This is a genomic window from Streptomyces solincola (assembly GCF_002982015.1).
Taxonomy (GTDB): Bacteria; Actinomycetota; Actinomycetes; order Streptomycetales; family Streptomycetaceae; genus Streptomyces; species Streptomyces solincola.
The window spans coordinates 1-11,311 of record NZ_PVLV01000453.1 but is presented as its reverse complement, the minus strand read 5'-3'; the positions used below and the strand labels follow the sequence as shown (position 1 = coordinate 11,311).

Below are 11,311 nucleotides of genomic sequence, written 5' to 3'. Positions count from 1 at the left end.
AGGCGCAGGCCGACCGCTGGTTCATCGTGCTGCTGCCGGTGTCCCTGAGCCCGTACATCCTGGCCGCGGAGGACCTGTCCCTGTTCGGCCGCGACCCCTGGTGGCTCGTGGTCGTCAAGGCGGTCTTCTGCTTCGCCTTCCTCATGGTCACCGTGCTGTTCTCCATCGTGTGGGAGCGCAAGGTGGTCGCCTGGATGCAGCTTCGCATCGGGCCCAACCGGCACGGCCCCTGGGGCCTGCTCCAGTCGCTCGCCGACGGCGTCAAACTGATGCTGAAGGAGGACGTGATCGTCCGCCGCGCGGACAAGGCGGTCTACGTCCTCGCCCCGATCGTGGCCGCCATCCCGGCGTTCATGGCGATCGCGGTCATCCCCTTCGGCCCGGCCGGCAACGAGGTGTCGATCTTCGGCACCCGCACCACGATGCAGCTCACCGACCTGCCGATCGCGATGCTCTACATCCTCGCGGTCGCCTCGGTCGGCATCTACGGCATCGTGCTGGCCGGCTGGTCCTCCGGCTCCACCTACCCGCTGCTCGGCGGACTGCGCTCCTGCGCCCAGATGATCAGCTACGAGATCGCCATGGGCGCCGCGTTCGCCTCGGTGTTCCTCTACTCCGGCTCGATGTCGACCTCCACCATCGTGGAGGCGCAGGCCGACCGCTGGTTCATCGTGCTGCTGCCGGTGTCCTTCGTCATCTACGTGATCACCATGGTCGGCGAGACCAACCGGGCCCCGTTCGACATGCCGGAGTCCGAGGGCGACCTGGTCGGCGGCTTCAACACCGAGTACAGCTCCATCAAGTTCGCGATGTTCATGCTCGCCGAGTACGTGAACATGGTGACGGTCTCCGCGGTGTCGGTGACCCTCTTCCTCGGCGGCTGGCGCGCCCCCTGGCCGGTCTCCGGCTTCTGGGAGGGCGCCAACCACGGCTGGTGGCCGCTGCTCTGGTTCACCGTGAAGGTGCAGCTCCTGCTGTTCTTCTTCATCTGGTTGCGCGGCACCCTGCCCCGGGTCCGCTACGACCAGTTGATGAAGCTCGGCTGGAAGGTGCTGATCCCGGTCTCGGTGGTCTGGCTGATGCTGGTCGCCACCGTCCGCGCGCTGCGCAACGAGAACTACGACTTCACCGAGATCGTGCTGTACGTCGGCGGCGCGGTCATCGTCGTGCTGCTGCTCTCCTTCGTGGCCGACGCCTTCCGCGACCGCGGCAAGGGCGGCAAGGGCGAACCGGCGGACGCCGAACCGGCCGCCTTCGACCCGATGGCCGGCGGCTACCCCGTACCGCCGCTGCCCGGGCAGACCCTGCCACCGGTACCGCGCAGGCGTCCGCGGGGAGACCGCGAGCTGCTGGTCGGTGGCGGCCCCGATAGCCGTATGCAGAGTGACGGAAAGGAGGCTGACGGTGTCTGAGGACAAGTTCCAGAACCCGGTCGCCGGCTTCGGCGTGACCTTCAAGGCCATGTTCAAGAAGCGGCTGACCGAGCAGTACCCGGAGCAGGAGAAGACGACGGCGCCGCGCTTCCACGGGCGGCACCAGCTCAACCGGCACCCGGACGGGCTGGAGAAGTGCGTCGGCTGCGAGCTGTGCGCCTGGGCCTGCCCGGCCGACGCGATCTACGTCGAGGGCGCGGACAACACCGACGAGGAGCGCTACTCGCCGGGCGAGCGGTACGGCCGCGTCTACCAGATCAACTACGCCCGCTGCATCCTGTGCGGACTGTGCATCGAGGCGTGCCCCACCCGCGCGCTGACCATGACCAACGAGTTCGAACTGGCCGACAGCTCCCGGCAGAACCTCATCTACACCAAGGAGCAGCTCCTCGCCGGTCTGGAGGAGGGCATGGTCGACTCCCCGCACGCGATCTTCCCCGGCATGGACGAGCAGGACTACTACCGGGGCCTGGTCACCGAGGCCGCCCCCGGCACCGTCCCGCAGCAGGCCGTCTCCAAGGACGTCGACGCCCAGCCGCAGGAGGCCGCGGCCGACTTCGGCGAGGACGAGCCGGCGTCGAGGAAGGTGATCGAGGCATGAGCGCCGCACCCTCCCTCGCGGCGCTCGCCGCGTCGACCACCTCCACCGGCGAGGCCGTGCAGTTCTGGATCCTCGGCACCGTCGCCGTCATCGGCGCGCTGAGCACCATCCTGATGAGGAGGGCCGTGCACAGCGCCCTCTGCCTCGCCGGCACCATGATCATCCTGGCGGTGTTCTACCTCGCCAACGGCGCCTACTTCCTGGGCATCGTGCAGGTCGTCGTCTACACCGGCGCGATCATGATGCTGTTCCTCTTCGTGGTCATGCTGGTCGGCGTCACCGCCGCCGACTCGCTGAAGGAGAGCATCAAGGGCCAGCGCTGGCTGGCCGCGCTGTGCGCGCTCGGCTTCGGCGCCCTGCTGATCGCCGGCATCAGCCGCGCCTCGCTCGGCGCCTCCAACGGCCTGGCCGCCGCCAACGCCGGCGGGAACGTCGAGGGCCTGGCCGCGCTGATCTTCACCAAGTACGTCTTCGCCTTCGAGATCACCGGCGCCCTGCTGATCACCGCCGCCGTCGGCGCGATGGTCCTCACCCACCGGGAGCGCACCGAGAAGGCCGCCACCCAGCGGGAGCTGGCCGAGCGCCGGGTCCGCGAGGGCAAGCACCTGCCGCCGCTGCCCGCCCCCGGCGTCTACGCCCGGCACAACGCGGTGGACATCGCGGGGCTGCTGCCCGACGGCACCCCCTCGGAGCTGACCGTCAGCCAGACCCTGCGCGCCCGCGGCCAGGTCCGCGACGTGTCCACCGAGGCGCTGAACGACCTGAAGGCCCTGGAGCAGCGGTCCGAGGAGCGGCTCGGTCGCCGCCCGGCTCCGGCGCGCACCGCCCGCGGGGGCGCGGAGCACGAGGAGGAGAACGACCGGTGAACCCCGTCAACTACCTGTACCTGGCCGCGCTGCTGTTCACCATCGGCGCGACCGGGGTGCTGATCCGGCGGAACGCCATCGTGGTGTTCATGTGCGTGGAGCTGATGCTCAACGCCTGCAACCTCGCGTTCGTCGCCTTCTCCCGGATGCACGGCAACCTCGACGGCCAGATCATCGCCTTCTTCACGATGGTCGTCGCCGCCGCGGAGGTCGTCGTCGGGCTGGCGATCATCGTGTCGCTGTTCCGATCCCGCCACTCGGCCTCGGTCGACGACGCCAGCCTGATGAAGCTGTGAGGGGCTGAAACGTGGAGAACCTGATCGCGCTGCTCGTCGCGGCGCCCCTGCTCGGAGCGGCCGTCCTGCTGTGCGGCGGCCGCCGGCTGGACCGGTTCGGGCATCTGCTCGGCACCGCGCTGGCCGCCGCCTCCTTCGTCGTCGGGGCGGTGCTCTTCTTCGACATGCTGGGCCGCGGCGCGGAGGAACGCGCCCTGCACCAGACGCTGTTCGCCTGGGTGCCGGTGGAGGGCTTCCAGGCGAACATCGCCTTCCAGCTCGACCAGCTGTCGATGACCTTCGTCCTGCTGATCACCGGTGTCGGCACCCTCATCCACGTCTATTCCATCGGCTACATGGAGCACGACGAGCGCCGCCGCCGCTTCTTCGGCTATCTCAACCTCTTCCTCGCGGCCATGCTGCTGCTGGTGCTGGCCGACAACTACCTGCTGCTGTACTTCGGCTGGGAGGGCGTGGGCCTCGCCTCGTACCTGCTGATCGGCTTCTGGCAGCACAAGCCGTCCGCGGCGACCGCCGCCAAGAAGGCGTTCCTGGTCAACCGGGTCGGCGACATCGGCCTGTCCATCGCGATCATGCTGATGTTCACCACCTTCGGCACCTTCACCTTCGGGCCGGTGTTCGAGCAGACCGGGCAGGCGGGCCAGGGCACCCTGACCGCCATCGGCCTGATGCTGCTGCTGGCCGCCTGCGGCAAGTCCGCGCAGGTGCCGCTTCAGTCCTGGCTGGGCGACGCGATGGAGGGCCCGACCCCGGTCTCGGCCCTGATCCACGCGGCCACCATGGTGACCGCCGGCGTCTACCTGATCACCCGCTCCGGCGCGATCTTCGACGCCGCCCCGGACGCGCAGCTCGCGGTCGTGGTGGTCGGCGCGGTGACGCTCCTGTTCGGTGCGATCGTCGGTTGCGCCAAGGACGACATCAAGAAGGCGCTGGCCGGCTCGACCATGTCGCAGATCGGCTACATGGTCCTCGCCGCCGGACTCGGCCCCATCGGGTACGTCTTCGCCATCATGCACCTGGTCACCCACGGCTTCTTCAAGGCCGGGCTGTTCCTGGGCGCGGGCTCGGTCATGCACGCCATGAACGACGAGGTCGACATGCGCAAGTACGGCGGCCTGCGGAAGTACATGCCGGTCACCTTCGTCACCTTCGGCCTCGGGTACCTCGCGATCATCGGCTTCCCGGGCCTGTCCGGCTTCTGGTCCAAGGACAAGATCATCGAGGCGGCGTTCGCCAAGGGCGGCGCGGAGGGCTGGATCCTCGGCGCGGTCACCCTGCTGGGCGCGGGCATCACCGCGTACTACATGACCCGCGTGATGCTCATGACCTTCTTCGGCGAGAAGCGCTGGCAGCCGGCCCCGGCCGCCGACGCCGCCACCGACGTCGAGCCCTCCGCCGACCACCGCCCCGGCGAGCTGCCGCACCCGCACGAGTCGCCCACGTCGATGACGCTCCCGATGATCGTCCTCGCCTTCGGCTCGGTCTTCGCCGGCGGCCTGTTCTCCCTCAACAGCGCCTTCGTGCACTGGCTGGAGCCGGTCACGAAGTTCGAGCACGGCCACCCGCCGGTCGGCGCCGCCGTCATCACCACCGCCACCATCGTGGTGCTGCTGATCGGCGTGGGGATCGCCTACGCCCAGTACGGCCGCAAGCCGGTGCCGGTCACCGCGCCGCGCGGCTCGCTGCTCACCCGGGCCGCCCGCCGCGACCTGCTCCAGGACGACTTCAACCACGTGGTCCTGGTCCGCGGCGGCGAGCACCTGACCCGCTCGCTGGTCTACCTCGACCACTCCCTGGTCGACGGGGTGGTCAACGGCACCGCCGCCTCCGTCGGCGGACTGTCCGGCCGGCTGCGCAGGCTGCAGAACGGCTTCGCCCGCTCCTACGCGCTCTCGATGTTCGGAGGTACGGCGGTGCTCATCGCCGCGACCCTGCTGATGAGGGGAGTGTGACCCGATGTCCTTCCCCCTGCTGACGGTGACCGCCGCCGTGCCGGCGCTCGGCGCGGTGCTCACCGCCGCCGTCCCCGCCGCCCGGCACACCGCCGCCAAATGGCTGGCGCTGCTGGTCTCGCTCGCCACCCTGGTGCTGGCCGCGCTCGTCGCGGTCCGCTTCGACCCGGGCGGCGCCCGCTACCAGCTCACCGAGTCGCACGCCTGGATCGCCGACTTCGGCGTCCGCTACGAACTGGGCGTGGACGGCATCGGGGTGGCGCTGATCGCGCTCACCGCGCTGCTGATGCCGTTCATCATCCTGGCCGGCTGGCACGACGCCGACCCGGACGAGACGTCGAACCGCCGCTGGCGGCCCACCCAGGGATTCTTCGCCCTGATCCTGGCCGTCGAGGCGATGGTGATCCTCTCCTTCGAGGCCACCGACGTCTTCCTCTTCTACATCCTGTTCGAAGCCATGCTCATCCCGATGTACTTCCTCATCGGCGGCTTCGGCGACCGCGCGCACTCCGGCAGCGACGAGAACGCCGCCGCCCAGCGCTCCTACGCGGCGGTGAAGTTCCTCCTCTACAACCTGGTCGGCGGCCTGATCATGCTCGCCGCCGTCATCGGCCTCTACGTGGTGGCGGGGAACTTCTCCCTCACCGAGATCGCCGAGGCGCGGGCGAGCGGCGAGCTGACCATGGCGACGAACACCGAACGCTGGCTGTTCCTCGGCTTCTTCTTCGCCTTCGCGGTCAAGGCCCCGCTGTGGCCGCTGCACACCTGGCTGCCCAACGCCATGGGCGAGTCCACCGCCCCCGTCGCCGTCCTGATCACCGCGGTCGTCGACAAGGTCGGCACGTTCGCGATGCTCCGCTTCTGCCTCCAGCTCTTCCCCGAGGCGTCAAAGTGGGCCACTCCGGTGATCGTGGTGCTGGCCCTGGTCAGCATCGTCTACGGCGCCCTGCTGGCGGTCGGCCAGCGCGACATCAAGCGCCTGGTCGCCTACGCCTCGATCTCGCACTTCGGCTTCATCATCCTGGGCATCTTCGCGATGACCAGCCAGGGCCAGAGCGGCGCGACCCTCTACATGGTCAACCACGGCATCTCCACCGCCGCGCTGATGCTGGTCGCCGGCTTCCTGATCACCCGCCGCGGCTCGCGCCTGATCGCCGACTACGGCGGCGTCCAGAAGGTGGCCCCGGTCCTGGCCGGCACCTTCCTGATCGGCGGTCTGGCCACCCTCTCCCTTCCCGGACTGGCCCCGTTCGTCTCCGAGTTCCTGGTGCTGGTCGGCACCTTCGCCCGCTATCCCGCGGCCGGCATCGTCGCCACCGTGGGCATCGTGCTCGCCGCGCTCTACGTCCTGGTCCTCTACCAGCGCACGATGACCGGCCCGGTGAAGCCCGAGGTCCGGGCCATGCCCGACCTCAAGGCCCGCGAACTGGTCGTCATCACGCCCCTGATCGCCCTGCTGCTCTTCCTGGGCGTCTTCCCCAAGCCGCTGACCGAGATCGTCGATCCGGCCGTGCGGCACACCATGTCCGACGTCCAGCAGAAGGACCCCCGGCCCGAAGTGGAGGCGGCCAAGTGAGCACCGCAGCCGTCCTGAGCGCCCCCGCCGTCCACAGCCTGTGGACGACGGCCGCCGAACCGGTCGACAAGATCCCCGCCCCCACCATCGAGTACGCGCAGCTCGCGCCCGTGCTGATCGTGGTCGGCGCGGCCGTGCTGGGCATCCTGATGGAGGCGTTCGTCCCGCGCCGGGCCCGCTACCACTCCCAGCTCTTCCTGTCCGTGGTCGGCCTCGCGGCGGCGTTCGCCGCCACCGTGGGGCTGGCCGCCTCCGGCCACGCCTCCACCGAGGCGCGGATTGCGGCCATGGGCGCCATCGCGGTGGACGGCCCCGCCCTCTTCCTCCAGGGCACGATCCTGCTGACCGCGATCGTCGCCGTCTTCACCTTCGCCGAACGGCGGCTCGACCCGGCCCACCACGGGCACCGGATCGACTCCTTCGCCGCCGAGGCGGCCGCCGTCCCCGGCAGCGAGCAGGAGAAGGCGGCCGTCAAGGCCGGCTTCACCACCACCGAGGTCTTCCCGCTCGCCCTGTTCGCGGTCGCCGGCATGCTGGTCTTCCCCGCTGCCAACGACCTCCTCACCCTCTTCATCGCCCTGGAGGTCTTCTCCCTCCCCCTCTACCTCCTCTGCGCGGTCGCCCGCCGCAAGCGCCTGATGTCCCAGGAAGCCGCCGTCAAGTACTTCCTCCTCGGCGCCTTCTCCTCCGCCTTCCTCCTCTTCGGCATCGCCCTGCTCTACGGGTACGCGGGCTCGGTCTCCTACGCCCGGATCGCCGACGTGGTGGACGGCTCCGTCGCCGACGTGAACCCGGCGCTGGCCGCCACCATGGGCAACGACGTCCTGCTCCTCATCGGCTTCGCCCTCGTCCTGATGGGCCTGCTCTTCAAGGTCGGCGCGGTCCCCTTCCACATGTGGACCCCGGACGTCTACCAGGGCGCGCCCACCCCGGTCACCGGCTTCATGGCCGCCGCCACCAAGGTCGCCGCCTTCGGCGCGATGCTCCGGCTGCTGTACGTGGTCCTGCCCGGCCTGTCCTGGGACTGGCGGCCCGTCATGTGGGCCGTCGCGATCGTCACCATGCTGGGCGGCGCGATCGTCGCGATCACCCAGACCGACGTCAAGCGGCTGCTCGCCTACTCCTCCATCGCGCACGCCGGCTTCATCCTCGCCGGTGTCATCGCGGCCACCCCCGAGGGCGTGTCCTCGGTCCTCTTCTACCTGGCCGCCTACTCCTTCGTGACCATCGGCGCCTTCGCCGTGGTCACCCTGGTGCGCGACGCGGGCGGCGAGGCCACCCACCTCTCCAAGTGGGCCGGTCTGGGCCGCCGTTCCCCCCTGGTCGCCGCCGTCTTCGCGGTCTTCCTGCTGGCGTTCGCCGGCATCCCGCTCACCTCGGGCTTCTCCGGCAAGTTCGCCGTCTTCAAGGCGGCGGCGGAAGGCGGCGCGGGCGCACTCGTCGTCGTCGGCGTCATCGCCTCCGCGATCGCGGCCTTCTTCTACATCCGGGTCATCGTGCTGATGTTCTTCAGCGAGCCGAAGCCCGAGGGCCCCACGGTCGCCGTCCCCTCCCCGCTCACCATCACCGCCATCGGCGTCGGCGTCGCCGTCACCCTGGCCCTGGGCCTGGCCCCCCAGTACTTCCTGGACCTGGCCGGCTCCGCGGGCGTCTTCGTGCGCTGACTCCGGCACGGCACCGACGGCGGGGCGCCTCCCTCGGCAGGGGGGCGCCCCGCCGTCGCGTCGGTCCCGCGACCACCGGGACGGCGGGGACGCCGATGCGCCATCCTGGTCTGGACCTGTCAAGCGGACGGGAAGGGGTGTGCGGGATGAGGGGAGCGACGGTGCCGCCGGGGACCGTGACGCCGTCACCGGCCGAGGGGGCGATGCCCGTGCACCGGCTGGAGGTGCCGAGGCCCAACGTGCTGCCGTTCAAGATCGGCGCCTTCCAGGTGTACGGACCGGAGGCCTACGCGGACTTCCCGCACCGGCACACGTTCTACGAGATCGTGCACGTCACGGCCGGCAGCGGAACGCATGTGGTGGAGCGGGAGCGGCATCCGCTGGCCCCGCCGCACCTGGGGGTGGTCGCGCCGGGGCAGGTGCACCACTGGGAGGGGGTGAGCGGGCTTGAGGGGACGGTCATCCTGTTCACGGAGCACTTCCTCCTCGACCACCTGGCCGACCGGGAGCTGCTGAGGCGGTTGGCCGAGCGGCCGTGGCTGCGACTGGAGGGGGCGGCGCAGGAGTGGGCCGCCGCCCTGGTGGGGGAGTTGCAGGAGGAGTTCCGGCGGGGCGCGGAGGGGTTCGCGACGGTGCTGCGGGCGCTGCTGCACATCCTGGTGGTGCGGGCGGCCCGGTCGGCGGGTCCGCCGGCGCGGGAAGAGGGCCCGCCGGCGCGCGAGGCCGGCCCGGGGGCCCGGCCGGCGGGGGTCGCGGCGGAGTTCGTGCGGCTGCTCGCCGGCGGCGACCCGGCGCGCTGGTCAGTGCGGGCCTGCGCGGACGCGCTGGGGGTGAGCGCCGGATACCTGGCCGAGGCGGTGAAGGCGGCGACCGGACGGACGCCGGGGCAGCTCATCCGGGAGGCCCGGGTGGGGGAGGCGAAGCGGCTGCTGGCGTGCACGGACCTCACCGTGCGGCAGGTGGCGGCCCGCACCGGGGTCGGCGATCCGGCGTACTTCTGCCGGTTCTTCCGGCGGGAGACCGGGATCAGCCCGGGGGAGTTCCGGCGGGGCGTCCCGGTGTGAGCCGCGGTAATCACCATGACCGCCGGGACGAGTCCATCGCCCGCTTCCCCGGGGCGCGCCTAGGTTCGTCACCGATCCCGACGGCCCCGGACGAGGAGCAGGCATGGATGACGAGACGGGCACCCCGGCGAACGGCGCGCACCCCAGCCGCAAGGCGGTCCTGAGGGCGGCGGTCGCCGCCTCGGTGGCGGCGCCCGCGCTGCTGATGGGCGTGCCGGCGCTGGCGCGCACCGCGCGGGACGGCGGCCCGGCGCCGGAGCTGACGCCGGAGTGCGACGACGGGGACGACCCGACGCCGCCGCAGATGGAGGGGCCGTACTTCAAGCCGAACTCCCCGCGTCGGACCTCGCTGGTGGAGCCCGGCACGGTGGGCACCCGCCTGACGGTCGGCGGGTACGTGTTCGGGCGGGCCTGCCTGCCGGTGGGCGGTGTGCTGCTGGACTTCTGGCAGGCCGACCACAACGGCGCGTACGACAACACCGGCTTCCGGTTCCGCGGGCACCAGTTCACCGACGCGACCGGGAAGTTCGCCCTCACCACGATCGTGCCGGGGCTGTACCCGGGGCGCACCCGGCACATCCATGTGAAGGTGCAGGCCCCGGGGCGGCCGGTGCTGACGACGCAGCTCTACTTCCCGGGCGAGCCGCGCAACAACACCGACCCGATCTTCGACGCCCGGCTGCTGATGACGGTGCGGGACGCCGGCGGGGCCAAGGAGGCGTCGTTCGACTTCGTGCTGGACGTGCCGCAGACGCCGGGGCCCGGCCCGGACCCGACGCCGACCCCGACGCCGCCCGGCCAGGCGTGGGCGGCGGGCACGGCGTACCGCACCGGTGACCGGGTGGGCTACGGCGGGCGGACGTACACCTGCCTGATCAGCCACACCGCGATACGGGGGTGGGAGCCGCCGACCACCCCGGCGCTCTGGCGGGCGGTCTGACGGGGCCGGGGGCGCCCGGAGCGGGCGCCCCCGGCAGCTCGTCAGCCGGTGGGCGCGATAAGGCCGGTGACCTCGCCGAGGGCGACGCGGACGCCGTCGGGGCCGGGGGCCCAGGCGGTGAGGGTGACCTCGTCGCCGTCTTCGAGGAAGGCGCGCTTGCCGGTGGTCAGTTCGACCGGCTCCTGGCCGTTCCAGGTGAGTTCCAGCAGGGAGCCGCGCTGGTGCGGCTCGGGGCCGCTGACGGTGCCGGAGCCGAAGACGTCGCCGGTGCGCAGCGAGGCGCCGTTGACGGTCATGTGGGCCAGTTGCTGGGCGGCCGTCCAGTACATGGTGGAGAAGGGCGGCTCGGCGACCGTCTCGCCGTTGACGGCGACGGTGATGTGCAGGTCGAACCCGCCGGGCTCCTCCTCGGTCGAGTCGTCGAGGTAGGGGAGCAGGGGGAAGTCGCGGGTGGGCGGGGCGGTGCGGGCGGCGTCCAGGGCCTCCAGCGGGGTCACCCAGGCGGAGACCGAGGTGGCGAAGGACTTGCCGAGGAACGGCCCCAGCGGCACGTACTCCCACGCCTGGAGGTCGCGCGCCGACCAGTCGTTGAGGAGGAAGAGGCCGAAGACGTGGTCGCGGAAGTCGGCCAGCTCCACCGGCGTGCCCAGGGCGGAGGGGGCGCCGACCAGGAAGCCGACCTCGGCTTCGATGTCGAGCTTGACGGACGGCCCGAAGACGGGGGCGGGGGCGGGGGGGGCCTTGCGCTGGCCCCTTCCCTTATACACAACTCCCAGCCCGTGGGAGGCCGCGGAATCGCGTAGGCCGCCTTCTGCTTGCAAAAAACATATTCGGGCGCACGAGACATGCAGACACATAGGACGCGCTCTTTCATCTGAAAACATAACAGCGCCGCCGACGTCACGCATACAGACAAGAC

At 71.0% G+C, this 11,311-nt stretch carries 8 protein-coding genes and 2 pseudogenes; 9 read left to right on the top strand and 1 reads right to left on the bottom strand.

Annotated features, from left to right (window positions below; genetic code table 11):
• Positions 1 to 44: 44 nt before the first annotated feature.
• The 9 genes and pseudogenes from nuoH (at position 45) to C6N75_RS24340 (ending at position 10,392) form a co-directional block, all read left to right on the top strand.
• Positions 45 to 1,412, top strand: a complete 1,368-nt coding sequence (nuoH, locus tag C6N75_RS24380) for an NADH-quinone oxidoreductase subunit NuoH (RefSeq protein ID WP_105871048.1) — start codon at positions 45 to 47, stop codon at positions 1,410 to 1,412.
• On the top strand, positions 1,405 to 2,034 hold the full coding sequence (gene nuoI / locus C6N75_RS24375) for an NADH-quinone oxidoreductase subunit NuoI (RefSeq protein WP_265737442.1): 630 nt from the start codon (positions 1,405 to 1,407) through the stop codon (positions 2,032 to 2,034). The genes nuoH and nuoI overlap by 8 nt, the downstream gene beginning before the upstream one ends.
• Positions 2,031 to 2,900, top strand: a complete 870-nt coding sequence (locus C6N75_RS24370) for an NADH-quinone oxidoreductase subunit J (RefSeq protein ID WP_105871045.1) — start codon at positions 2,031 to 2,033, stop codon at positions 2,898 to 2,900. The genes nuoI and C6N75_RS24370 overlap by 4 nt, the downstream gene beginning before the upstream one ends.
• Complete coding sequence (gene nuoK / locus C6N75_RS24365; RefSeq protein ID WP_004927567.1) at positions 2,897 to 3,196, top strand: NADH-quinone oxidoreductase subunit NuoK; 300 nt, start codon at positions 2,897 to 2,899, stop codon at positions 3,194 to 3,196. The genes C6N75_RS24370 and nuoK overlap by 4 nt, the downstream gene beginning before the upstream one ends.
• 11 nt (positions 3,197 to 3,207) lie before the next feature.
• Positions 3,208 to 5,148: an NADH-quinone oxidoreductase subunit L gene (gene nuoL / locus C6N75_RS24360; protein ID WP_105871044.1), complete on the top strand. Its 1,941-nt coding sequence runs from the start codon at positions 3,208 to 3,210 to the stop codon at positions 5,146 to 5,148.
• A gap of 4 nt (positions 5,149 to 5,152) precedes the next feature.
• Positions 5,153 to 6,724: an NADH-quinone oxidoreductase subunit M gene (locus C6N75_RS24355; RefSeq protein ID WP_105871043.1), complete on the top strand. Its 1,572-nt coding sequence runs from the start codon at positions 5,153 to 5,155 to the stop codon at positions 6,722 to 6,724.
• A gap of 14 nt (positions 6,725 to 6,738) precedes the next feature.
• Positions 6,739 to 8,388, top strand: coding sequence for an NADH-quinone oxidoreductase subunit NuoN (gene nuoN / locus C6N75_RS24350; RefSeq protein ID WP_105871046.1), 1,650 nt, complete (start codon positions 6,739 to 6,741; stop codon positions 8,386 to 8,388).
• Positions 8,389 to 8,534: 146 nt separating this feature from the next.
• A pseudogene (locus tag C6N75_RS24345) lies at positions 8,535 to 9,449 on the top strand (AraC family transcriptional regulator); the annotation flags it as partial.
• 106 nt (positions 9,450 to 9,555) lie between these two features.
• Positions 9,556 to 10,392 (top strand): dioxygenase family protein, encoded by an 837-nt coding sequence (locus tag C6N75_RS24340; RefSeq protein ID WP_105871041.1) that lies wholly within the window; start codon positions 9,556 to 9,558, stop codon positions 10,390 to 10,392.
• A 41-nt stretch (positions 10,393 to 10,433) separates the two neighbouring features.
• On the opposite strand, the pseudogene C6N75_RS24335 reads toward C6N75_RS24340, so the two are convergent.
• Positions 10,434 to 11,159: pseudogene (locus tag C6N75_RS24335) on the bottom strand (fumarylacetoacetate hydrolase family protein); the annotation flags it as partial.
• Positions 11,160 to 11,311 lie beyond the last annotated feature (152 nt).

What these genes read in the sequence shown, in the direction of transcription:
- C6N75_RS24370 (WP_105871045.1), top strand. Translation starts at nt 2,031, where the DNA reads ATGAGCGCCGCACCCTCCCTCGCGGCGCTCGCCGCGTCGACCACCTCC.
- C6N75_RS24355 (WP_105871043.1), top strand. Translation starts at nt 5,153, where the DNA reads ATGTCCTTCCCCCTGCTGACGGTGACCGCCGCCGTGCCGGCGCTCGGC.
- C6N75_RS24340 (WP_105871041.1), top strand. Translation starts at nt 9,556, where the DNA reads ATGGATGACGAGACGGGCACCCCGGCGAACGGCGCGCACCCCAGCCGC.